Annotated in this window: 28 protein-coding genes and 1 pseudogene; 27 read left to right on the top strand and 2 right to left on the bottom strand. The window is 31.6% G+C overall.

The window, feature by feature from the left end:
* Position 1: 1 nt before the first annotated feature.
* The 16 genes from rpsE (at position 2) to H0I26_RS18355 (ending at position 12,255) form a co-directional block, all read left to right on the top strand.
* The gene (gene rpsE / locus H0I26_RS18430; protein WP_101020225.1) at positions 2 to 526 is read left to right on the top strand and encodes a 30S ribosomal protein S5; all 525 of its coding nucleotides are present in this window, start codon (positions 2 to 4) and stop codon (positions 524 to 526) included.
* A gap of 11 nt (positions 527 to 537) precedes the next feature.
* Positions 538 to 720, top strand: coding sequence for a 50S ribosomal protein L30 (rpmD, locus tag H0I26_RS18425; RefSeq protein ID WP_028283887.1), 183 nt, complete (start codon positions 538 to 540; stop codon positions 718 to 720).
* 11 nt (positions 721 to 731) lie between these two features.
* The gene (gene rplO, locus H0I26_RS18420; RefSeq protein ID WP_090841251.1) at positions 732 to 1,184 is read left to right on the top strand and encodes a 50S ribosomal protein L15; all 453 of its coding nucleotides are present in this window, start codon (positions 732 to 734) and stop codon (positions 1,182 to 1,184) included.
* 14 nt (positions 1,185 to 1,198) lie between these two features.
* On the top strand, positions 1,199 to 2,548 hold the full coding sequence (gene secY / locus H0I26_RS18415) for a preprotein translocase subunit SecY (RefSeq protein ID WP_101020222.1): 1,350 nt from the start codon (positions 1,199 to 1,201) through the stop codon (positions 2,546 to 2,548).
* Between the two features lie 11 nt (positions 2,549 to 2,559).
* Positions 2,560 to 2,775, top strand: a complete 216-nt coding sequence (gene infA / locus H0I26_RS18410) for a translation initiation factor IF-1 (protein WP_007094967.1) — start codon at positions 2,560 to 2,562, stop codon at positions 2,773 to 2,775.
* A 4-nt stretch (positions 2,776 to 2,779) separates the two neighbouring features.
* A complete protein-coding gene (gene ykgO, locus H0I26_RS18405) occupies positions 2,780 to 2,896 on the top strand; it encodes a type B 50S ribosomal protein L36 (protein ID WP_013305171.1) in 117 nt (38 codons plus the stop codon).
* Positions 2,897 to 2,898: 2 nt separating this feature from the next.
* Complete coding sequence (gene rpsM / locus H0I26_RS18400; RefSeq protein ID WP_090841247.1) at positions 2,899 to 3,273, top strand: 30S ribosomal protein S13; 375 nt, start codon at positions 2,899 to 2,901, stop codon at positions 3,271 to 3,273.
* Between the two features lie 8 nt (positions 3,274 to 3,281).
* Positions 3,282 to 3,674 (top strand): 30S ribosomal protein S11, encoded by a 393-nt coding sequence (rpsK, locus tag H0I26_RS18395; protein ID WP_090841244.1) that lies wholly within the window; start codon positions 3,282 to 3,284, stop codon positions 3,672 to 3,674.
* Positions 3,675 to 3,853: 179 nt separating this feature from the next.
* Complete coding sequence (rpsD, locus tag H0I26_RS18390) at positions 3,854 to 4,459, top strand: 30S ribosomal protein S4 (RefSeq protein ID WP_101020219.1); 606 nt, start codon at positions 3,854 to 3,856, stop codon at positions 4,457 to 4,459.
* Positions 4,460 to 4,553: 94 nt separating this feature from the next.
* Entirely contained in the window at positions 4,554 to 5,546 is a 993-nt protein-coding gene (locus H0I26_RS18385; RefSeq protein ID WP_101020216.1) for a DNA-directed RNA polymerase subunit alpha, read from the top strand.
* Positions 5,547 to 5,606: 60 nt separating this feature from the next.
* Positions 5,607 to 6,071, top strand: a complete 465-nt coding sequence (gene rplQ / locus H0I26_RS18380; protein WP_101020214.1) for a 50S ribosomal protein L17 — start codon at positions 5,607 to 5,609, stop codon at positions 6,069 to 6,071.
* A gap of 87 nt (positions 6,072 to 6,158) precedes the next feature.
* Positions 6,159 to 7,262 carry a glutamine-hydrolyzing carbamoyl-phosphate synthase small subunit gene (gene carA, locus H0I26_RS18375; RefSeq protein ID WP_218700324.1) on the top strand — a complete coding sequence of 368 codons (1,104 nt, stop codon included), beginning with the start codon at positions 6,159 to 6,161 and terminating at the stop codon, positions 7,260 to 7,262.
* 151 nt (positions 7,263 to 7,413) lie between these two features.
* On the top strand, positions 7,414 to 8,709 hold the full coding sequence (gene eno, locus H0I26_RS18370) for a phosphopyruvate hydratase (RefSeq protein WP_101020209.1): 1,296 nt from the start codon (positions 7,414 to 7,416) through the stop codon (positions 8,707 to 8,709).
* A gap of 182 nt (positions 8,710 to 8,891) precedes the next feature.
* Entirely contained in the window at positions 8,892 to 10,178 is a 1,287-nt protein-coding gene (locus H0I26_RS18365) for a citrate synthase (protein WP_218700323.1), read from the top strand.
* Between the two features lie 66 nt (positions 10,179 to 10,244).
* A complete protein-coding gene (locus H0I26_RS18360) occupies positions 10,245 to 11,159 on the top strand; it encodes a dimethylarginine dimethylaminohydrolase family protein (protein ID WP_101020205.1) in 915 nt (304 codons plus the stop codon).
* A gap of 415 nt (positions 11,160 to 11,574) precedes the next feature.
* Positions 11,575 to 12,255 (top strand): hypothetical protein, encoded by a 681-nt coding sequence (locus H0I26_RS18355; protein ID WP_218700322.1) that lies wholly within the window; start codon positions 11,575 to 11,577, stop codon positions 12,253 to 12,255.
* A gap of 167 nt (positions 12,256 to 12,422) precedes the next feature.
* On the opposite strand, the gene H0I26_RS18350 is transcribed toward H0I26_RS18355, so the two are convergent.
* Positions 12,423 to 13,415, bottom strand: coding sequence for a transposase (locus H0I26_RS18350; RefSeq protein ID WP_218699631.1), 993 nt, complete (start codon positions 13,413 to 13,415; stop codon positions 12,423 to 12,425).
* A gap of 259 nt (positions 13,416 to 13,674) precedes the next feature.
* Between H0I26_RS18350 and H0I26_RS18345 the strand changes: the two genes are divergently transcribed.
* From H0I26_RS18345 to H0I26_RS19825, 6 genes and pseudogenes are all read left to right on the top strand, one after another.
* The gene (locus tag H0I26_RS18345; RefSeq protein WP_218700321.1) at positions 13,675 to 14,268 is read left to right on the top strand and encodes a hypothetical protein; all 594 of its coding nucleotides are present in this window, start codon (positions 13,675 to 13,677) and stop codon (positions 14,266 to 14,268) included.
* Positions 14,269 to 14,640: 372 nt separating this feature from the next.
* Complete coding sequence (locus tag H0I26_RS18340) at positions 14,641 to 15,690, top strand: IS110 family transposase (protein ID WP_218700320.1); 1,050 nt, start codon at positions 14,641 to 14,643, stop codon at positions 15,688 to 15,690.
* Between the two features lie 115 nt (positions 15,691 to 15,805).
* A complete protein-coding gene (locus H0I26_RS18335; RefSeq protein ID WP_218700319.1) occupies positions 15,806 to 16,798 on the top strand; it encodes a DUF4062 domain-containing protein in 993 nt (330 codons plus the stop codon).
* A 110-nt stretch (positions 16,799 to 16,908) separates the two neighbouring features.
* Entirely contained in the window at positions 16,909 to 18,333 is a 1,425-nt protein-coding gene (locus H0I26_RS18330) for a hypothetical protein (RefSeq protein ID WP_218700318.1), read from the top strand.
* Positions 18,334 to 18,652: 319 nt separating this feature from the next.
* Positions 18,653 to 18,832: pseudogene (locus tag H0I26_RS19830) on the top strand (WG repeat-containing protein); the annotation flags it as partial.
* Positions 18,827 to 18,964, top strand: a complete 138-nt coding sequence (locus tag H0I26_RS19825; protein ID WP_256935346.1) for a hypothetical protein — start codon at positions 18,827 to 18,829, stop codon at positions 18,962 to 18,964. The pseudogene H0I26_RS19830 and the gene H0I26_RS19825, both read left to right, overlap by 6 nt.
* Positions 18,965 to 19,156: 192 nt before the next feature.
* On the opposite strand, the gene H0I26_RS18320 is transcribed toward H0I26_RS19825, so the two are convergent.
* Positions 19,157 to 19,330, bottom strand: coding sequence for a hypothetical protein (locus tag H0I26_RS18320; protein WP_218700316.1), 174 nt, complete (start codon positions 19,328 to 19,330; stop codon positions 19,157 to 19,159).
* Here H0I26_RS18320 and H0I26_RS19940 point away from each other — a divergent pair.
* The 5 genes from H0I26_RS19940 to H0I26_RS18295 all read left to right on the top strand — a co-directional run bounded on the left by H0I26_RS19940 (position 19,323) and on the right by H0I26_RS18295 (position 21,959).
* Complete coding sequence (locus tag H0I26_RS19940) at positions 19,323 to 19,487, top strand: integrase core domain-containing protein (RefSeq protein WP_218702117.1); 165 nt, start codon at positions 19,323 to 19,325, stop codon at positions 19,485 to 19,487. The genes H0I26_RS18320 and H0I26_RS19940 overlap by 8 nt on opposite strands.
* A 57-nt stretch (positions 19,488 to 19,544) precedes the next feature.
* The gene (locus H0I26_RS18310) at positions 19,545 to 19,928 is read left to right on the top strand and encodes a VOC family protein (RefSeq protein ID WP_218700315.1); all 384 of its coding nucleotides are present in this window, start codon (positions 19,545 to 19,547) and stop codon (positions 19,926 to 19,928) included.
* Positions 19,929 to 20,081: 153 nt separating this feature from the next.
* On the top strand, positions 20,082 to 20,930 hold the full coding sequence (locus H0I26_RS18305; RefSeq protein ID WP_218700314.1) for an alpha/beta fold hydrolase: 849 nt from the start codon (positions 20,082 to 20,084) through the stop codon (positions 20,928 to 20,930).
* Positions 20,930 to 21,421 (top strand): RNA polymerase sigma factor, encoded by a 492-nt coding sequence (locus tag H0I26_RS18300; protein WP_218700313.1) that lies wholly within the window; start codon positions 20,930 to 20,932, stop codon positions 21,419 to 21,421. The genes H0I26_RS18305 and H0I26_RS18300 overlap by 1 nt, the downstream gene beginning before the upstream one ends.
* Entirely contained in the window at positions 21,411 to 21,959 is a 549-nt protein-coding gene (locus H0I26_RS18295) for a hypothetical protein (RefSeq protein ID WP_218700312.1), read from the top strand. Before H0I26_RS18300 ends, H0I26_RS18295 begins: the two co-directional genes overlap by 11 nt.
* Positions 21,960 to 22,166 lie beyond the last annotated feature (207 nt).

Below are 22,166 nucleotides of genomic sequence, written 5' to 3'. Positions count from 1 at the left end.
TATGTTTAAAAAATATAGAAGCGCAGAGCTAGTAAAACCAAGTGGATTAGATCTTAAAGATCGTTTAGTTGGTGTACAGAGAGTTACTAAGGTAACAAAAGGGGGTAGAGCATTCGGTTTCTCAGCAATTGTAGTGGTTGGAGATGAAGCAGGTGTTGTAGGACATGGTTTAGGAAAGTCAAAGGATGTTGCTAGTGCAATTGCAAAAGCAATAGAGGATGCTAAGAAAAACTTAGTTCGTATCCCTATCATGAAAGGAACTTTACCTCATGAACAAAAAGGTAAATTTGGTGGTGCAAGAGTAAATGTTATACCTGCAGCTCCTGGAACAGGAGTTATTGCTGGTGGAGCTGTGAGAACAGTTTTAGAGGCAGTAGGTGTACATGATGTATTATCTAAATCTCAAGGTTCATCAAACCCTCATAATGTTGTAAAAGCAACTTTCGATGCTTTATTACAACTAAGAGACCCAAGAACGATTGCTCGTGAAAGAGGTATCTCTTTAGAAAAAGTTTTTAACGGATAATCACAACAGCAATGTCTAAGATAAAAGTAACAAAAGTTAAAAGCGCAATCAATAGAACACAAAGACAAAAGAGAACTTTATTGGCTCTTGGTCTTAAAAAGATTGGGCAAACTATAGAACACGAGGCTACTCCTAATATCTTAGGAATGGTAGCAAAAGTAAATCACTTAGTTTCTGTAGAGGAAACTAAATAATAATACTGAAAATGGATTTAAGTAATTTAAAACCTGCAGAAGGTTCAGTTAAAAATCAAGGTAAAAGAATAGGTAGAGGTCAAGGTTCTGGTAAAGGTGGTACTGCAACACGTGGTCACAAAGGAGCTAAATCTAGATCTGGTTATTCTAAGAAGGTCGGTTTCGAAGGAGGGCAAATGCCACTTCAACGTAGAGTACCTAAGTTTGGTTTTACTAACATTAATCGTATAGAGCATCAAGGTGTAAACCTAGATGTTATTCAACAATTAGTTGACGATAAGAAAATTAAAGATACTTTAGATTTTGATACCTTAGTAGGTCTTGGTTTAGCTGGTAAAAACGAGCTAGTTAAGATTTTAGGAAGAGGAGAATTAAAAGCTAAATTAAGTATCACAGCTCATAAATTTACTGCTACTGCAAAAGCTGCTATTGAAGCTGCAGGAGGAGAAGCTGTAACTTTATAAGAATAATTGAACGGATGAAATTTATAGAGACATTAAAGAATGTTTGGAAAATTGAAGAGTTAAGAAACAGAATCGTAGTTACACTAGGACTGTTATTAGTTTATCGTTTCGGAGCACAAGTAGTATTACCAGGAATAGACGCTACTCAATTAGAGAGTTTACAAACTGGTACATCTGAAGGTATCTTCGGAATTTTAAATGCGTTTACAGGAGGGGCATTTGCCAATGCTTCTGTATTTGCACTTGGAATTATGCCGTACATTTCTGCTTCTATTGTAGTTCAATTAATGGGAATTGCGATTCCTTATTTACAAAAACTACAAAAAGAAGGAGCTAGTGGTCAGAAAAAGATCACTCAGATAACACGTTGGTTAACTATTGCTATTTGTTTAGTACAGGCGCCTGGTTATTTAGCAAGTTTACAGCCTATGTTTGGTATTCCAAACTCTGCTTTTTTACTTGGACAAGGTGGTGTGTTTTATTTCTCATCAATAGTTATTCTTGTAACAGGTACTATTTTTGCAATGTGGTTAGGAGAAAAGATTACAGATAAAGGTATTGGTAATGGTATATCATTATTAATTATGGTTGGTATTATTGCTACTTTACCTAAATCTTTTTTACAAAATGCTGCATCAAGATTAGAGACTGGTAACAACGTTATGATGATATTATTTGAAATCGTAATTTGGTTTGTTATTATATTGCTATCAATTTTATTAGTGATGGCTGTACGAAAAATCGCAGTTCAGTACGCTAGACGTTCTGCAACTGGAGGTTATGAGAAAAACGTATTTGGATCAAGACAGTATATTCCTTTAAAATTAAATGCTTCCGGTGTAATGCCAATTATATTTGCTCAAGCAATCATGTTTGTTCCAGGGCTTATCGGAGGATCGTCATTATTAAAGGATACTGCGACTGGTTTATGGATGCAATCAAATTTCTCTGATATCTTCGGATTTTGGTATAATCTTGTATTTGCATTATTAATTGTAATTTTTACTTATTTTTACACCGCAATTACGGTTCCTACAAATAAAATGGCAGATGATTTAAAACGAAGCGGAGGATTTATTCCTGGTATTCGTCCTGGATCAGAAACTTCAGAGTATTTGGATAAAATTATGTCTCAAATAACTTTACCTGGTTCTATGTTTCTTGCTTTAATAGCTGTGTTCCCAGCATTTATCGTTAAGTTATTAAATGTACAATCTGGTTGGGCCTTATTTTTTGGAGGTACATCTTTATTAATTATGGTTGGAGTTGCAATAGATACTATGCAACAAGTAAATTCTTACTTGTTAAATAGGCATTATGATGGCTTGATGAAAACAGGTAAAAACAGAAAAGCAGTAGCTTAATATTTTTCACTATGGCAAAACAAGCAGCAATAGAACAAGACGGTACGATTATAGAAGCATTATCAAATGCTATGTTTCGTGTCGAATTAGAAAATGGTCATATTGTGACCGCACATATTTCGGGTAAGATGCGTATGCATTACATTAAATTGTTACCAGGAGATAAAGTGAAATTAGAAATGAGTCCTTACGATTTAACTAAGGCTCGAATAACCTATAGATACTAATACGATGAAAGTAAGAGCATCAGTTAAAAAAAGAAGTGCAGATTGTAAAATCGTACGCAGAAAAGGTAGACTTTACGTCATTAACAAAAAGAATCCTAGATTCAAACAAAGACAAGGGTAATTATGGCAAGAATCGCAGGTGTAGACATACCAAAGCAGAAAAGAGGAATAATCTCTTTAACTTATATCTACGGAGTAGGTAGAAGTAGATCTCAAGAAATTTTAGCAGCAGCTAAAGTAGACGAAAGCATCAAAGTACAAGATTGGACAGATGATCAAATCGGAGCAATTCGAGATGCTGTTGGAACTTTTACTATTGAAGGTGAATTACGTTCTGAAACTCAATTAAACATTAAACGTTTAATGGATATTGGGTGTTACAGAGGAATACGTCATAGAGCTGGTTTACCTTTAAGAGGTCAACGTACTAAAAACAACTCTAGAACTAGAAAAGGTAGAAGAAAAACAGTTGCTAACAAGAAAAAAGCAACTAAATAATAAGTAGTATGGCAAAGACAAACGCTAAAAGCACAAAAAAACGTAAAGTTATTATTGACGCTGTTGGAGAAGCTCACATTACTGCTTCATTTAACAACATCATTATTTCACTTACCAATAAAAAAGGGGACGTTATTTCATGGTCATCTGCAGGTAAAATGGGATTTAGAGGATCTAAGAAAAACACACCTTATGCAGCTCAGTTAGCGGCAGAAGATGCTTCTGGAGTAGCTAAAGAAGCTGGTTTAAAGAAGGTTAAAGTGTATGTGAAAGGTCCTGGGAATGGTAGAGAATCTGCTATTCGCTCAATTCACAATGCAGGAATAGAAGTAACAGAAATTATTGATGTTACTCCTTTACCACACAACGGGTGTCGTCCACCTAAAAGAAGAAGAGTGTAATTACTCTTTCAAATAAAGCAAATCAAAAAAATTAATATCGTCTGTTATACAGATGGTATTAATTTTTTGTATAAATTTGCAAACTGAAATTATTAACAAGTATCAACAAAGAGATTAACGATTGTCGAAGGATAAGATTAAGACCTTAATTCACAATCACTCTTAAATCAATTAAAGAAATGGCAAGATATACTGGTCCTAAAACTAAAATAGCTCGTAAGTTTGGTGAAGCTATCTTCGGAGATGACAAATCTTTCGAAAAAAGAAATTACCCTCCTGGGCAACACGGAAACGCAAGAAGACGTGGAAAGAAATCTGAATATGCAATCCAATTAATGGAGAAGCAAAAGGCGAAATATACTTATGGTATATTAGAACGTCAGTTTAGAAACATGTTCAAAAAAGCAACTGCCTCTCCTGGAATTACAGGTGAAGTTTTATTACAATTATGTGAGTCTAGATTAGACAACGTTGTATTTAGAATGGGAGTTTCTCCTTCAAGAAGTGGCGCTAGACAATTAGTATCTCACAGACATATTACGGTTAATGGTGGTTTAGTAAACGTACCATCTTACCAATTAAAAGCTGGAGATGTTGTTGCCGTTAGAGAAAAGTCAAAATCACTTGAAGCAATTGCTAGTTCTTTAGCAAATTCAAGTAATGTATATGAGTGGATCACTTGGAATAGCGAGAAAAAAGAAGGAACTTATGTTTCTGTTCCTGCTAGAATCCAGATTCCAGAAAACATCAATGAGCAATTCATCGTAGAATTATACTCTAAATAATAAATAATCATATTGGTATTTAGCCAAAGGATTTATTAGTGATCTTCAAACTTTTAAATCGCGCAACTAAATAACAATTAAAACGAAGAACAATATGGCAGTATTTAATTTTCAAAAGCCTGATAAGGTAATCATGATTGATTCTACTGATTTCGAAGGTAAATTCGAATTCAGACCTTTAGAACCTGGTTACGGTTTAACAGTAGGAAATGCTTTAAGAAGAGTTTTATTATCTTCTCTAGAAGGATTTGCAATTACATCTGTTAGAATTGAAGGTGTAGATCATGAGTTTTCAGCGATCGCAGGAGTTGTGGAGGATGTAACAGAAATTATTTTAAACTTAAAACAAGTTCGTTTTAAGCGTCAGATAGAAGATGTAGACAATGAGTCTATTTCTATCTCAATTTCTGGACAAGATAAAATAGTTGCTGGAGATTTTCAGAAGTTTATTTCAGGATTCCAAGTATTAAATACAGATCAAGTTATCTGTAATCTTGATTCTAAGGTAAGCATCAATATGGAAATTACGATTGAAAAAGGAAGAGGTTATGTTCCTGCTGAAGAAAATAAGAAAGCTTCTGCGCCAATTGGAACAATCTTTACAGATTCAATTTACACGCCAATAAAAAATGTTAAATATAGCATTGAAAATTATCGTGTAGAGCAAAAGACGGATTATGAGAAGTTAGTGTTTGAAATTCAAACCGATGGATCTATTAGTCCTCAAGATGCTTTAACGGAGGGCGCAAAAACTTTAATCCACCACTTTATGTTATTCTCTGATGAGCGTATCACATTGGAAGCGGATGAAATTGCTCAAACTGAAACTTATGATGAAGAATCACTTCACATGAGACAGTTACTTAAAACAAAATTAGTAGATATGGACTTATCTGTTCGTGCTCTTAATTGTTTAAAGGCTGCAGAAGTTGATACTTTAGGAGACTTAGTATCATTTAATAAAAACGATTTAATGAAGTTCCGTAACTTCGGTAAAAAATCTTTAACAGAGCTAGAAGAGCTAGTAAATGTCAAAGGTCTTAATTTCGGAATGGACTTATCAAAATATAAACTAGATAAAGACTAATACATCATATTTTGCTCCTCTTAAGAGTTGCAGCAAGATGGTGATTAAACAAAAAATGTCATGAGACACGGAAAAAAAGTAAACCACTTAGGTAGACAAACTGCTCACAGAAAATCAATGTTAGCAAATATGGCTTGTTCTTTAATAGAGCACAAGCGTATTAACACTACTGTAGCAAAAGCAAAAGCTTTAAAAGGATTTATTGAGCCAATGATTACTAAGTCTAAAAACGATACGACGCATAACAGACGTATTGTATTTTCAAGACTTCGTCAAAAAGAAGCTGTAACTGAATTATTTAGAGATGTTGCCGCTAAAATAGGAGATCGTCCAGGTGGATATACAAGAATTATCAAGTTAGGTAACCGTTTAGGGGATAACGCTGATATGGCTATGATCGAATTAGTAGATTACAATGAAATCTACAATGCAGATAATAAAGCTAAGAAAACGACTCGTAGAAGTAGAAGAGGAGGTAGTGCTAAAACAGTAACGCCACCAGTAGCATCTAACGAAGAAGAATAAATGTTAATAAGCATTTGATATAAAAAGGATAATCTATTTTAGATTATCCTTTTTTTTATGCAATTTTGTTAAACTTTTTTAAAGACTATGAAGTATCAAAAATTAAATAAAGCTCTAATCTTATTAGAGGACGGAACCATTTTTCATGGTAAAGCTGTAGGTAAAGAAGGTTCAGCATTCGGTGAAGTTTGTTTTAATACAGGAATGACAGGATATCAAGAGATCTTTACAGATCCCTCTTATTACGGTCAACTTATGGTAACCACTAACGCTCATATTGGGAATTATGGGGTTAATGATAACGAGGTCGAATCGGATTCTATTAAAATCTCTGGCTTAATTTGTAAAAATTTTAGTTATGATTTTTCTAGAGTAGACTCAAACGGATCATTAGAAGATTTTCTTAATAAAAATAATCTTTTAGCTATTTCGGATGTGGATACTAGAGCATTAGTGAGTTATATTAGAGATAATGGCGCAATGAATGCTGTAATATCTACAGAGGTGGATAATATAGATAAGCTTAAAGCACAATTAGCAGAAATACCTACGATGAATGGTTTAGAATTGGCTTCTAAAGTATCGACTAAAGAGCCTTATTTTGTTGGAGATGAAAATGCACCAATCAAAATAGCAGCATTAGATATTGGTATTAAAAAGAATATTTTAAGAAATTTTGTGAAGCGTGATGCTTACGTTAAAGTGTTTCCATATAATTCATCTTTTGAAGAATTAAGTGCTTGGAATCCTGATGGCTATTTTCTGTCTAATGGTCCAGGAGATCCAGAACCTTTAGTGGAAGCTCAGGCATTAGCGAAAGAGATAATTAGTAGAGATTTACCGTTATTTGGAATTTGTTTGGGACATCAAGTGATTGCGTTGGCTAATGGTATTTCTACCTATAAAATGCATAATGGTCACAGAGGGATAAACCATCCAGTTAAAAATTTAATAACTGGTAAAGGAGAAATAACATCTCAGAACCATGGTTTTGCTGTTAATAGAGAAGAGGCAGAAGCGCATCCAGATTTAGAAATCACACATCTACATTTAAATGATGATACCGTTGCTGGTTTGAAAATGAAATCTAAAAATGTGTTTTCAGTACAATACCATCCAGAAGCAAGTCCTGGACCACATGACTCGTCTTACTTATTTGACCAATTTATAAGTAATATAAAAAATAAATAATAGTAAAAAGGCAACGATTTTAAACTTTCGTTGCCTTTTATATTTTACTAAAACGTTATAGCTAGTTTTTTTTGTATTTCTTCAATAAAACCTATATATAGCTGAGAATTAAACGTTAAATTTGAATCTAATAAACTAAAATCACATATATATGAGTATTATAATCAACGTTCACGCGAGACAAATTTTTGATTCTAGAGGTAATCCAACGGTTGAAGTAGATGTAGAAACAGAAAATGGTTTTTTTGGTAGAGCAGCTGTACCATCAGGAGCTTCAACAGGAGAACATGAAGCTGTTGAGTTACGTGACGGTGGAGATAAGTATATGGGTAAAGGAGTTACTAAAGCTGTAGATAATGTAAATTCTATTTTAGCGGAAGAACTTTTAGGCGTTAATGTTTTTGAACAAAATTATATTGACACTTTAATGTGCGAAATAGATGGAACACCTAATAAATCTAAATTAGGAGCCAATGCTATATTAGGTGTGTCTTTAGCGGTTGCTAAGGCAGCTGCTGCAGAATTAGGGATGCCTTTATACAGATATATTGGAGGGGTAAGTGCTAATACGCTTCCTGTACCAATGATGAATATTATTAATGGAGGCTCGCATAGTGATGCACCAATTGCTTTTCAAGAATTTATGGTAATGCCTGTAAAAGCTAAAAACTTTACACATGCGTTACAAATGGGGACTGAAATTTTCCATAACCTAAAAAAGGTGTTACATGACAGAGGTTTAAGTACAGCTGTTGGCGATGAAGGTGGTTTTGCACCAAACCTTGAAGGTGGTACTGAAGATGCTTTAGAAACGATAGCATTAGCAGTTAAAAATGCGGGCTATACTTTAGGGGATGACGTTATGATCGCATTAGATTGTGCTGCAGCCGAATTTTTTGTAGATGGAAAATATGACTATTCTAAATTTGAAGGACCAACAGGAAAAATAAGATCTAGTAAAGAACAGGCTGATTATTTAGCAGAGTTATCAAGAAACTATCCTATTATTTCTATCGAAGACGGTATGGATGAAAATGATTGGGAAGGTTGGAAATATTTGACAGAACAGGTTGGAGACAAAGTACAATTAGTTGGTGATGATTTATTTGTTACTAATGTAGAGCGCTTATCTAAAGGGATTTCAGAAGATATTGCAAATTCAATATTAATTAAAGTTAATCAAATCGGAACTTTAACAGAAACTATTGCAGCTGTTAATATGGCTCATAATGCTGGTTATACATCTGTTATGTCTCATAGATCTGGGGAGACAGAAGATAATACTATTGCAGATTTAGCAGTAGCTTTAAATTGTGGACAAATTAAGACAGGTTCTGCTTCTCGTAGTGATCGTATGGCTAAATACAATCAATTATTGCGTATTGAAGAAGAGTTAGGACAGGTGGCTTATTATCCAGGAGAAAAGGCATTTAAAATAAAAAAATAAAATTTATATAACTTGTAAATTATCAACCTTTCAATGTAAATTGAAAGGTTTTTTTTGTGTAAAAGGGTATTAATAGGTTTAAGCTATAGTTAAATTGTTAAAACCATTATAAATACACTTTCTAAATCGTTATAGTTTTTGTAAATTTACAATCCAAATTAACTTACAATAAATCAAGATATATGTCAGATAAAGCAACGATTGAAATTAATGGAGAAAAACACGAGTTTCCTTTAATTGTTGGTACAGAAAACGAAATAGGAATAGATATCAAAACGCTTAGAGCTGTAACAGGTGGAGTAACAACTATAGATCCAGGTTTTAAAAATACCGGGTCTTGCGAAAGTGCTATTACTTTTTTAGATGGTGAAAAAGGAATTTTAAGATACAGAGGATATTCTATTGAAGAATTAGCTGAAAAAGCAGATTTCCTAGAAGTTGCATTTTTATTGATTTTTGGAGAGTTACCTACTAAAGCACAATTACATAAATTTGAAGAAGACATCAAAGAACAATCTGTAGTGGATGATGATGTAAAGAAAATAATTGATGCGTTTCCTAAGGCAGCACACCCAATGGGAGTGTTATCGTCTTTAACAAGTGCTTTAACAGCATTTAACCCGTCATCTGTAGATGTAGACTCAGAAGAAGATGTTTACAATACAGTATGTAAAATAATGGGTAAGTTTCCTGTGTTAGTTGCTTGGACAATGCGTAAACAAAAAGGATTACCATTAGATTATGGAGATGATTCTTTAGGATATGTAGAAAACATCCTTCAAATGATGTTTAAAAAACCTAATCAAGACTATGTTCAAAATCCAATTTTAGTTAATGCTTTAGATAAATTATTAATCTTACATGCAGATCATGAGCAAAATTGTTCTACATCTACAGTAAGAATTGTAGGATCATCTCATGCTGGTTTATTTGCGTCATTATCTTCTGGTATATCTGCACTTTGGGGACCATTACATGGTGGAGCAAACCAAGCGGTTTTAGAAATGTTAGAGGGTATTAAAGAAGATGGTGGAGACACTAAAAAATACATGGCTAAAGCTAAGGACAAACAAGATCCTTTCCGTTTAATGGGCTTTGGACACAGAGTGTATAAAAACTTTGATCCAAGAGCAAAAATTATTAAAAAAGCAGCTGACGAAGTATTAGCGGATTTAGGAATTGATGATCCAGTTTTAGACATCGCAAAAGGTTTGGCAGAAGAAGCATTAAGTGATCCTTATTTTGTAGATCGTAAATTATATCCAAATGTAGATTTCTATTCAGGAATTATCTATAGAGGTATGGGGATTCCAACCGAAATGTTTACGGTAATGTTCGCTTTAGGACGTTTACCAGGTTGGATTGCACAATGGAAAGAAATGCGTAACCGTAAAGAACCAATTGGACGTCCAAGACAAATTTATATCGGAGAAAACCTTAGACCTTTCAAAGCCGTTTCTGAAAGATAAAATTTAATTATTACTATAATAAAAAGCTTCATAAATCTTTATGGAGCTTTTTTATATCTTTATTTTATGTTAGAACTAAATGTAAAAAACGAAACATCAAGATTACGCGCAGTTGTTTTAGGAACAGCAGTTAGTAATGGGCCAACGCCTAAATTAGAAGAGGCTTACGATCCTAAATCTTTATTGCATATCAAAGCAGGAACATATCCTGTAGAGTCGGATATGGTTAAAGAAATGGAAGCAGTTGCTGCTATTTTTGATAAGTATGATGTCAAAGTATATAGACCAGAATTAATCCAGGATTGTAATCAAATTTTTGCTCGTGATATTGCTTTTGTGATTGACGATGTTTTTGTTAAAGCAAATATCCTTCCCGAACGTGAGAACGAACTAGAGGCTATTCAATATATCATTGATCAAATAGATCCTAAAAAGGTCATTCGTCCACCAGAAGAAGTGCATATAGAAGGAGGAGATGTGATGCTGTGTAACGATTATATTTTTATCGGAACGTATAGAGGAGCAGATTACTCGGATTATATTGTCGCTAGAACAAATAAGGCAGGCGTAGATTTTATTACGGAACAATTTCCGCATAAAAAGGTTAAAAGTTTTGATCTTAATAAGTCACAAACTAATGCGCATGATAATGCATTGCATTTAGATTGTTGTTTTCAACCCATAGGGACCAATAAAGCTATTTTGCACAAAGAAGGTTTTAGAGATGACACTGAATTTGAATGGTTGTTAGCATACTTTGGAAAAGAGAATTGTTTTATTATTTCTAAGGACGAAATGTTTAATATGAATAGTAACATCTTTAGTATTTCTGAAAATGTTATTATTTCTGAAAAAAACTTTACCCGATTAAACACATGGTTAAGAGACAATGGTTTTACTGTTGAAGAAGTACCATATGCAGAGATAGCTAAACAAGAAGGATTATTACGTTGTAGCACCATGCCTTTACTACGGGATTAATTACTTTTAAAATAGATATTAAAAAGGCCTCTTTAATTATTAAAGAGGCCTTTTTGTTTAACAACAGCAGCACGTTTGTATAGTAAATTTTCGAATTCTAAATTAAATCGTTTTTCTGCCACTTCTAACTTAGTGTTATCAAGGAGCGACATCCTTTATTTTAATTGGTTATAGTATGTCTGTATTATAATGAAGTTTTCCGTAATAGTCCACAAACTGAAATCTTTAGCTTTTTGCCTAGTCCTCTTCACAAAAAAAAAATACGTAGTTCTACGTATTGTAAGACAATTTTATAAGTTGTAGCTTAGCTTTTTAAAACCGAAATCAGGAACAAAAAGTGCGGATATCCCGTAATATTTAGGGGATATCCGCAACAAAAGTTTCCATATAACGAGTTGTAAAACATTTAAAACAAATGAATAACCAAAGAATAAATCCAGATAAAATAACAAAACCAATTCAATTACTAGCTGCTTGGTTAATTGGATTGATTTTAGTGAATGCATCATTTTTGACTGCTAGTTCACAAATAACAGAACCATCTTGGGTAACAGGTGCATTGGTTATTGCAACAATTGTTAACGTTCCAATATTTTTGATAAGTCTTTTTTTATTACAAACGAGATTCAGACCTGAAATGCAGGAAGATTCTTTTTATTCCAAATATTTAGAACAAAAGTATAATAACGAAAGAGACGAAAAACGTTTAGAAAAAAGAAAAGAAAAAGAAGAAGAAGAAACAGACGATATTGTAAATGAAATAATTGAATCAACAAAATCTCAACCTTCTGAAAAAACAAAAATTAAAGCGATTTTAAGGAGAAGAGACAAATTCCGATTAAAATCTAAGGTAAGAGACTCTCGCTCTCTTTCTGAATTATATCTGCATAAAGATAAGTGGGAAAACTTAGTTGACAAATGGGGGAAATCTTCGGACTTTATTAGAGATTTAGAAGAACTATTTTTTTACGACTTAATAAAAGGAAATCTTGATGAGCCTTTAGAAATTGAATTAAATGAATTAGGAAAGGAAATAGCAAAAGAACTAGAATCTGAAAATGATTTATTTAATCAAAGAAAAAATATGTATAAGTAAAAACGTTTTACAACACCGTATAAATTTAATTGCTGGTTTTAGCTAATTTACGAAAGTCCTCGCGGACTTTCTATCTGTGATTTATTTGCTAACTTTAGTGCTTAAAACACGCAACTAATCTTATACGTATTCCAAGGTCAAAACCTAATTATTTAAAGACCTTTTTACTAGGCTGCAAATTTTTGTAATTCGACATAAGGTGTTCCTCTTTTTACCACTGCGAAAGCTCTTGACAAAATCTTATTTCTAACATTATTTAAAGCCACCAGTTTTGGTTTACCTTCTGCAACTTTTTTCTCGTAATACTGTTTTAATTCTTTATCGCACTGTATTGCGCTAACACTGGCAAGTGTTAAGAGTGTTTTCATTTTCCGGTCTCCTATCTTATGAATTCTGTTTTTCCGGTAAATACTGGTTCCTGAACTGTGCGCAAAAGGAGCTACACCACAATAACTTGAAAACTGACGCCAACTATCAAACCGCTTAAAATTGTTCGTGTGGTATAACAATTGACAAGATAATATTAAACCAACCCCTTTTAAGGTATTTAAAAGCTGATAATTCTTTTCCAATAACTCATCACTTCGTATTAGTTTTTTAATACTTTGCTCAAGTGTTGTAATTTGTTTTGTAAGATAATGAATCATCTTTTTGACAATTATACAACAATCATCAGTCGATGGACTACTAAGCAAAGTCTGCATTTCTTTAAGACTACTCATCTTACCTGTACGGTCTCGTACTAGCTGTTCTCTAAAGGATAACAAACGTCCTAGCTCTTGAATATCTTGCGCTTTTGGACTACTTAGAGTCAACTCTTCTTTGTAAAGCCATGCATATCTCGCAATCATTGCGGAATCAAGCTGATCTGTTTTTCCTCTAATAATTCCGGAAGATCGTTTAATGGTCAAAGGACTTTCTTCTACATAATCTATGTTGTTTTCTGATAAATAAACACTAAGATTTGTAGAGTAATGACCTGTATTCTCAAAACAAAAAAAATAGAGGTCTTTACCAAGGTACTTTTCGACCCAAGATAATAGTGCTTTGTAACCTTTTGAAGTATTGGAAAACACACGGTGAATGCCTCTATTATAAATATGTGCATCAATTGTTAATTTAGATACATCAATACCGATAACATCTACATATTTTTTCATATTTTTAAATATTGTTCCTACTCAAAGAGGAATGATTAATAAATGTTGCTATGACTATCACCTTTATTAGGAAGTGATTCCTGGTATTCCAAATGGTCCTAAAGCAACCTAAGAAAGACAAGAGGACTTATACGTATAATGGAACTATTATTCTAAACAACGTTCTAGTTCTCCTCTTGTTTCCTAGTAAAAGTAATAACTACTTTTATAATGAGTATAAAGTAAAGAACAACGTTGTGCGTCATTTGAGAAAACCATCGTGAAAAGAAAAATTACACATATAATTCCAATTTTAATTCTGTTGATTAGCTGTAATCAAAAGCAGAAGCAAATTGACACGTGGAATAACCGAATTGCGGAATACCAAGCAGAAACGGAAAAAATTAAATCTGACTTAATTTTAGACACTTTAGTTTTCAATGATAATATGCACGGAAAGGAATTGACTGAGAAATATACTTTTGGTCAATCAGAATTAAAATTTTACAAGCAATTTATTTCTGAAAAAAAAGTATCGGAAAAACAAATATTGACTGACGAACATACTAAAACTGAAATTACATATTTAGGTCAATTAAGGGATTTAGATAATCAGAATTTCTATCACGTACTTACAAATTTTAAAATTATCGGAATCGGAGAAATGGAATCGCCTCGTGGAATAAGTAATATTGCTTTTATTAATGAAAATATCGAGAAAGCAATAATCTACCGAATGGGAATGCCTGACGAATTACCAACACGAATAGAAAGCAAGATATTATATTTTAATCACGAATCTGAAAATATTGGAATTTCAATACTTGGAGGTTTACCACCAATGTTATGCGTTCCAAAAATCGGATGTAACTAATAAAAAACGAACGCACAACACCGTGTATAATTAATTGCTTGGGTCACTGCCGACTTACGAAAATTCCGCTGGAATTTTCTATCCGTGATTTATTTGCTAAATTAGTTGCTTAACCACGCAACTCCTATGTTTGTAAAGGAAGTTAATTCATATATAAATTTAGCAAGAATAAAGTGAAAAAAGTGAGAGTACGCACGCAACTAAATAACTCTAAAAGTATATTGTTGGTTAGAAATCACCTCACTTTTTTTATATCTTTTAGAGTTTGAACAGAATGTAAGGAATAATTATAAATAGTTATATCCAGAATATCCACTAGGAGAAAAAACGAGGAAAGATACTCACTTTATATGCTATTAAAAACCATGTAAAATGAAACAAATCTTAAAACAAGTCTTGGGTATTGACGTAGCTCAAAAAGAACTAGTAGTAACTCTAGGAAAAATGTATAATGATTTCACGTTAGATCTTTATGCTTACAAAGTCTTTAAAAATAATAAAATAGGTTTTGCTGCCTTACTCAAATGGCTAGATCCAATTATAAATAAAGAGATAAAGCTACAGTTTGTAATGGAAGCAACAGGTGTTTATCATCAAAAATTCGCGTATTATTTAGATAAAAAAAAATGTAATTTAACTATCGTATTACCAAATAAGATTAGTAATTATATGAGAACTCTTAATGTAAGAACCATTACTGACAAAACAGCATCACAAGCCATTTGTCAATTTGGTTTAGAACGAAAATTAGAGTGTTGGACGAAACCAAAAAAAGTATACAAAGAGCTACAGCAACTTACCAGAGAGCGAAGCCAAATAGTAGATGAACGCGTAATTGTGAAGAACCAACTGCATGCAGAAAAAACTGAAGCAGAACCTAATAAAAGTAGTTTAAAGCGTTTAAAAACTAGAATTGAATTTCTTAACCAACAAGAAAAGGAGATTAAGATAGAAATTCAAAATATAGTAAATAAGGATACTCAATTAAAAAAAGAATTAAAAAATATTTGCACAATTCCTGGTGTAGGGATGCTAACAGCGGTAATTGTTATAGCAGAAACAAATGGATTTGAACTGATTAGAAATAAAAAACAAATCACCAGTTATGCAGGTTTAGATATAAAAGAAAAACAATCTGGAACATCTATAAGGTCTAAAACAAGGATATCAAAAAAAGGAAATCGTAATTTGAGAAAAGCGATGCATTTACCATCATTATCTGCAGTAAAATATAATAAAACCCATAAAGAATTATATTTGAGATTAACGGCTAAAAGTGGTGTGAAAATGAAAGGACTGATTGCTGTTCAAAGAAAATTATTAGAATTAATTTACGTCGTTTATAAAAATAAAGAAGGTTTTATTCAAAATTATGAGCAACAAAAAAGAGCAACTCTATTAGAAATAGAAACTGCCCTTTAGAAACTAGCTCGAAGCCGTTTTGAAAAATAAAAATATAAAAAAAATATGAATTTTTTGTTGTAAATTAACACAGAATCTAACCATACACAATCACGTTACCTACAATTAAAAAAAAATGAAGATATTTATCAGTTCAACTTGTTACGATTTAATAGATATTCGTGCTGAAATAAACTTACTTTTAAAGGAGTCAGGATTGACATCAATAATGTCTGATCAATTGAATAGTGATTTTAATATTAAAACGAATACCAACTCTATTGAAACTTGTTTAATTAATTTAAGGAATTCAGACCTTGTGGTTATAATTCTTTCTAAAAGATATGGTCCAAAATTAGGTAATTCTGGATTTGAAGATATTTCAGCAACTCACCTTGAATACAAGGAAGCTATTAAAGAAAATAAACCCGTTTTATTTTATATGAGAGATAGGCTTGAAGCTGATTATAACTTATATAGAAAAACAAAAGATGCTACTAAATTAAACTGGGTTGGAGCTAAAGATTTAGGACTATTTGATATAATTAAGGAACATTCAAAGCTAACAAATGCAAATATTAATAATTGGTACTATTCATTTAGCAATAGTATAGATTTGAAAGAAAGGTTATCTATTGATTTAGAAAAAGACATAACAAATATAAAATTAGACACACTCATTAAATCAGGAAAAACACCATATTTATTAACCCAATTTGAATTAACATCTTATTCAGCGCCAAAACTTTTAATAAAATTAATTGTTAATAATATTGGAATTCAACCTGCTTTAGACCCAGTAGTTGCTATTACAAAAGCTAATACGTATCAAGAAATTTTAGATAATAGTTATTATGATGATATCTTGAATTATAGTATTACTACATTAGACTTTATAAAACCAAATGAGCAATCAAGTTTTCAACAGGAAATTTCAATAACGGAGGATAATAATGTTTTTTTTATAGAGGTATTTTATAAAACTCTTTCTGGCGAAGTATTGTCTGATATTACTCGTTTAAATATTCGTAAAAGTCAAATTCAAGCTAACAAACTTGATATAAAATTATCATACGAAGCTAAAAGATACATATCGAATGAATCATTTCAAAAGATAGCGAATAAATAACTGTAGGCACCACAGTATATAATTTATTGCTTACTTTCGAAAGTCCTCGCAGACGTTCTACCTGTAATTTAATTGCTTTTACACACGACTAAATAATACTTAAACTTATTATGAACTTTTTAAAAAAAATTATAATTACCCTATCAATAGTATTGACAGCCTCATGTCAAAACGAAAAAAAACCTAAAGAATTAAAAAGTACTACAGAGGAGTTAGTGCCTTTTAATAGAAGTCTTGATACAATAGAAAATTTAACCTCAAATGCGAGCTTGATTAACACAGAAGATACAGTGGTTTTGAATGATAGTTTGAATTTAATTAAAAAGAATATTTTTGAAAACTTTGAATATTTACAAAAAACCTTTTTTTTTAACGAATTAGAAGTATCTACAATCTTATTGTACAAGGGGGAATTTATTGATAGCCTTGAGATAAATGGCGATGCATTTATAGGACATTACTTTATGAAGGTATTTGATAGAACACCGGAAAATATTAAAAACTTTTTTGGAGATAACGAAATAGAAATATTGGTTAAAATGATTATCGATAACAATAATTATATTAGTAGTAGGACTAATTTGTGGCTAGATGGTTTTATAAAAGCGTATGAAGAATTAAAAAATGATCCAGAATTTTTAATGCAAGCTTCAACAGAAAAAGATGTCCATGCATATTATGAGTTAATCACATCCAAATATTCAACAGATGTGACCGAAATAATGGATTTTGAGAGTAATTATGATTTAGATTATAAATTATTTAAAATCTACTCGTTTTGGGCAAGAAGATACAATGAAGGAAATTCTGAGGTAGTCTTTTCTATTGTTAAAAAATTTAAAGATCAATTCCCTGCCGAAATTGAAACAGACAAATTAAACTCGAAAAAAAACGCAGTAGAATCAAAAATTTTAGATGACGAATTCTCAGCATTTGATTTTAATGAGGACATTTTAAACTATATAATAGCTGAGTTGGATATTAATAATAACTACTTTGAACGGTTCATTGCTGAAAATTCTATTTTTATTGCTAGAAACGACATGTGGCTTCAACGTTTTTCAGAATATTCTACAGAAGTAATGACAAAATTAAACAAAGAATATAGTTATTTTGATAGAACTCCAGAGAATATAGATGAAATTTTTAATACCAATTTGATAGATTACATCGCGTTTTTGTTTAACAACGATTTTTTACCCAAAGATCAAAAACTATATGATGTTTTAAAAGGTTTACTTTTAACCTATGATGAAATGGATGATGATGAATGCCAAAGACTACATCACATTATGAAAGAATATAAATATCATGATATGAGGGATGAGTTTATAAAAAATTGTAGTGATACAGTAAGCGAATTTGTATACAATGGTGGTGATTTTAAAACTTCCCTTGAATATGGCTCTGATATCGATTTTGGTTATAGTAAGCGAATATTTTATTTGTATTCATTTTGGGTAAGAAGATATAATGAGGGTAATAAAGAAACGGTTTACAAAATACTTAAAGAGGTAGACGGAAAAATCAATTAATAATCCAAACTTATGCTTAGGCAACGGTATTTGATCGTAAGTAAAAAAGCCGACTCTTTTAATTTAAATTTAATTAATAGAAGTCAAAATTTTAAAATTAAAGGGTTGTAGATTACTTACGGATATTCTTGTGGCATATTATATCTGTTATTTATTTACCAAATTAGGTGCTTGAACATGATAGTAATTGTAGACAATCACGTTGGCAACAATTAGTAGAAGTGCATGCAAGTTGAATCATGTAAGAATTTGAACAAAAAGGAGAAAACAGAAATATAACTGTTGGTATTTAACTAACGCGAAGTGTGGATTAGCAGATACAACTGGTACTATTCTAATAAAACCGATTTATGAGAGCCTTACATATTTTGGTCAGAATGGATTGGCAATAGCAAAACGAAATGGAAAATATGGCTATATTAATAATAAAGGAGACATAATTATTGATTTCAAATTTGACGATGCTCGAGGTTATAAATATGATTTAGCACCTGTGAAAATAAATGGAAAAGGGGGTTTTATAGACGAATATGGAACTTTTAAAATCGAACCAAAATTTGAAAATATAATTGGTCATTTCCGAAAATTAAACGGGAAAACCGAACGAATTTATGAATACAGCGAGGAATAAAAACTGTGGGCAACACCGGTAACCGTTGCACAACCCATAATTTTCTAATAGAATAAGCAAAATAAGCCTTTTTAAAAGGCTTGTTTTTTATTATTTATTAGGTTTTATCTTGTTTTTGATCCGCTTAAATGGAAGTTTGTAGCCTTATAAAGTGCTATTGTTTCAAAACACAAAAATCCAAGTGCTTTTCCTTCACTTTTTTTTGCAAACTTTAAAGACTTTCTTAAAAGGAATAATCTCTCCTTCTGGATAGACATAGTGATCCTGATCTAAATCGTGAACAAATCCATCTGGACCTGCTTTATAAGTATCATGCGGCGAATTAAACGTACCAAATGATACAATACTGTAGTCATGTATACACACAGATATAAAAGAGGAGTTCTACCTAGACCACACTTTTGATAGTGTAACACACGCAAAGAGACCTACAAAAAAGGCAATTAATTTATACAACGAAGTAAGATTACATTTATCTTTAGATTATAAAATACCAAATAGGGTATATAAATTATCAGCCTAAATTCAATTTTAACCTGTAGCATATTTCAGGACTAGACAGCTGAAAAAACCAATCTGAATGGAATTTAACCGAACAGGAATTATATTATATGCAATCGAATATAAAAAGTGTGTTGAGTTTTATGAAAGTATTCTCGGACTGAAAAAAATGTTTGAAAGCGAAAATCTGACTTGCTTTAAATTTGGACAATCATATCTAATGGTGGAATTGGATGATGAATATATTGGACAAAAAACAGAAACGGAACGATTTAGAACTTGCTTGCGGATGAATGTGCCGAATGTAAAATTACTTGTGGAAAAACTAACCGCAGAAAATATAAAAGTTGATTATCAAGAACATTCTTGGGGAACGATTGCGAAATTTTTGGACCCAGATGGAAATCTTTGCGCATTCAAAGACAGCGGAAAATTTGAAAAACAGATTGCTGATTTTAAGTAAAATAAGTAATGTATTGTGTAAACTTTGTCCCTTAACTAACATTTAGACCAACCATTATCGAAGAATAAATGGACCCTATTTTATGTCACTTTTAAAATAAGATGTAACATTTTTTGATTTCCACATCTAAAGGGAAATCAAAACTTAAAAACAATGAAAAATCTTATTTTATTATTAGTCTCATTCGTATTTTCTTTATCTATTTATGCAAAAAATGAAAGTCAACCTATCAGTGTAGAAGTTACAGGAAAAGGTAAACCTATAGTATTAATTCCTGGCTTTGCTGTTCCTGGAGACATTTGGAATCCATTTGTAAAGGAACTTGAAAAGAATTACGAATGCCACATAGTAACATTAGCTGGTTTTGGAGGAAAAGAAGCAATAGAATTTCCTTGGTTACCTAAAGTCAACGAGTCTCTAAAAAAATATATATTAAAAAATGATTTACAAAATGCTACCATAATTGGTCACAGTTTGGGCGGAACAATTGCCACTTGGCTTGCTGCACAAAACGATTTAAAACTTTCTAAAATTATATTAATTGATGCGCTTCCTGCTTCTGGCGCATTGATGATTCCTGATTTCAACCCTGAAAACTTAATTTATGAAAGTCCATATAATAATCAACAACTAGCACTAGATGCTGTAGCCTTTGAGCAAACTGCCACAGCAATGTCGAAAGGTATGAGTCTTAAAGAATCAGCTCAAGAAAAAATTAAAAATTGGATACTAGAATCTGACAGAAAAACATATGTTTATGGATATACAGACTACCTTAAATTAGATCTTAGAGAAGATTTAAAAAACATTTCGATTCCAGTTACTATAATTGCAGCGTCACAACCATATGGAGAGGAAATGGTTAAGCAAACTTATAAAAATCAATATGTAAATTTAAAAGATTACAATTTTATTATAGCGGAAGATAGTGCTCATTTTATAATGCTTGACAAACCTGAATGGTTTTTAAAACAAATGCAAACGATATTATCAACTAAATAATGATTTCAGAACAAGAATTTACTAACATCTATAATTTACACGCTTCTAAAATCCACAGATTATGTTTAGGGTATGCATCAGGTAATAATGAGCTTGCAAAAGAATGGCTTCAGGAGACTTTTATAAAGGTTTGGAAACATAGAAACTCATTTAAAGGAAAATCGTCTATAGACACTTGGATTTATAGAATTGCAGTAAATGTTTGTTTAGGCGATTTACGTAAATCAAGAAAAAGCATCACTATTAATGAAGACTTATTGTCAAATAGTGACAATGATGACAACAATGACAACAATGAAGGTAATATCAAAAAAATGTATCACTGTATAGATCAACTAAACGAGCAAAATAAAGCATTGATATTATTAGAACTAGAAAACATCCCACAAACTACTATTGCAGATACCGTGGGTTTAGCACACGGAACATTAAGAACACGATTGAGTCGTATTCGAAAATCACTTTTAAAATGTATCACAAATGGAAAATGATAACTTAAATAAATTATGGGATATTCAAGTTAATGATATATCAAACTTTAATCCCAAAGATATAATCACAAAAGCAAAGAAGCAACGTAACAGTCAATATATCAGTATCACTGTTTTGTCGTTAACAGTGGTTGTATTGATAATCTATGCTTTTTATTATGCATTCAATCAGTGGAATACCTTCAATTTAGGTTTGATTTTTATGATTTCAAGTCTTACATTACGAATTATCTTGGAGTTTCTTTCGTTATATCGCAAAGAAAAGCAACTCATTTCGATGACTCAAAAATCTTACCTCGCCTATCTGAAAAAGTATTACAAAACCCGACAAATTATAAATTATATTATTACACCAGTCTGTATAACAGTTTACATATTTGGATTTTATTTGCTGTTGCCTTACTTTAAGGTGTACTTTTCTAATGGATTCTATACTTACATTATAGTTTCAGGGGGTATTTCTCTTATTGTTGTTATTGTTATTATTGTTAAAAGCACTATCAATGAACAACGCTATTTAAAACAATTGCATAAATGATAAAATATTAAATAAAATTAAAAAATGTTGCACAACACCGGTAACCGTTGCACAACCCCATACTATTTTAATCGATTGAGTGAAACAAGCCTTTTTAAAAGGTTTGTTTTTTTATTACTTATTAAGTATTTACCTTAATTTTGATACGCTTAAATGGAAGTCTATTCCCTTTTGGAATACCTTTAGATTATAAAACACTAAATATGG

This window comes from Olleya sp. HaHaR_3_96 (assembly GCF_019278545.1).
Lineage (GTDB): Bacteria > Bacteroidota > Bacteroidia > Flavobacteriales > Flavobacteriaceae > Olleya.
Note: the sequence above shows the minus strand (reverse complement) of the source record. Positions and strands in the feature narration are given on the sequence as shown.

Bases quoted from the DNA above. Each gene is read 5' to 3' on its own strand.
- rpsE (WP_101020225.1), top strand. From the start codon at position 2: ATGTTTAAAAAATATAGAAGCGCAGAGCTAGTAAAACCAAGTGGATTA.
- rpmD (WP_028283887.1), top strand. From the start codon at position 538: ATGTCTAAGATAAAAGTAACAAAAGTTAAAAGCGCAATCAATAGAACA.
- rplO (WP_090841251.1), top strand. From the start codon at position 732: ATGGATTTAAGTAATTTAAAACCTGCAGAAGGTTCAGTTAAAAATCAA.
- secY (WP_101020222.1), top strand. From the start codon at position 1,199: ATGAAATTTATAGAGACATTAAAGAATGTTTGGAAAATTGAAGAGTTA.
- infA (WP_007094967.1), top strand. From the start codon at position 2,560: ATGGCAAAACAAGCAGCAATAGAACAAGACGGTACGATTATAGAAGCA.
- ykgO (WP_013305171.1), top strand. From the start codon at position 2,780: ATGAAAGTAAGAGCATCAGTTAAAAAAAGAAGTGCAGATTGTAAAATC.
- rpsM (WP_090841247.1), top strand. From the start codon at position 2,899: ATGGCAAGAATCGCAGGTGTAGACATACCAAAGCAGAAAAGAGGAATA.
- rpsK (WP_090841244.1), top strand. From the start codon at position 3,282: ATGGCAAAGACAAACGCTAAAAGCACAAAAAAACGTAAAGTTATTATT.
- rpsD (WP_101020219.1), top strand. From the start codon at position 3,854: ATGGCAAGATATACTGGTCCTAAAACTAAAATAGCTCGTAAGTTTGGT.
- H0I26_RS18385 (WP_101020216.1), top strand. From the start codon at position 4,554: ATGGCAGTATTTAATTTTCAAAAGCCTGATAAGGTAATCATGATTGAT.
- rplQ (WP_101020214.1), top strand. From the start codon at position 5,607: ATGAGACACGGAAAAAAAGTAAACCACTTAGGTAGACAAACTGCTCAC.
- carA (WP_218700324.1), top strand. From the start codon at position 6,159: ATGAAGTATCAAAAATTAAATAAAGCTCTAATCTTATTAGAGGACGGA.
- eno (WP_101020209.1), top strand. From the start codon at position 7,414: ATGAGTATTATAATCAACGTTCACGCGAGACAAATTTTTGATTCTAGA.
- H0I26_RS18365 (WP_218700323.1), top strand. From the start codon at position 8,892: ATGTCAGATAAAGCAACGATTGAAATTAATGGAGAAAAACACGAGTTT.
- H0I26_RS18360 (WP_101020205.1), top strand. From the start codon at position 10,245: ATGTTAGAACTAAATGTAAAAAACGAAACATCAAGATTACGCGCAGTT.
- H0I26_RS18355 (WP_218700322.1), top strand. From the start codon at position 11,575: ATGAATAACCAAAGAATAAATCCAGATAAAATAACAAAACCAATTCAA.
- H0I26_RS18350 (WP_218699631.1), bottom strand. From the start codon at position 13,415: ATGAAAAAATATGTAGATGTTATCGGTATTGATGTATCTAAATTAACA.
- H0I26_RS18340 (WP_218700320.1), top strand. From the start codon at position 14,641: ATGAAACAAATCTTAAAACAAGTCTTGGGTATTGACGTAGCTCAAAAA.
- H0I26_RS18335 (WP_218700319.1), top strand. From the start codon at position 15,806: ATGAAGATATTTATCAGTTCAACTTGTTACGATTTAATAGATATTCGT.
- H0I26_RS18330 (WP_218700318.1), top strand. From the start codon at position 16,909: ATGAACTTTTTAAAAAAAATTATAATTACCCTATCAATAGTATTGACA.
- H0I26_RS18310 (WP_218700315.1), top strand. From the start codon at position 19,545: ATGGAATTTAACCGAACAGGAATTATATTATATGCAATCGAATATAAA.
- H0I26_RS18305 (WP_218700314.1), top strand. From the start codon at position 20,082: ATGAAAAATCTTATTTTATTATTAGTCTCATTCGTATTTTCTTTATCT.
- H0I26_RS18300 (WP_218700313.1), top strand. From the start codon at position 20,930: ATGATTTCAGAACAAGAATTTACTAACATCTATAATTTACACGCTTCT.
- H0I26_RS18295 (WP_218700312.1), top strand. From the start codon at position 21,411: ATGGAAAATGATAACTTAAATAAATTATGGGATATTCAAGTTAATGAT.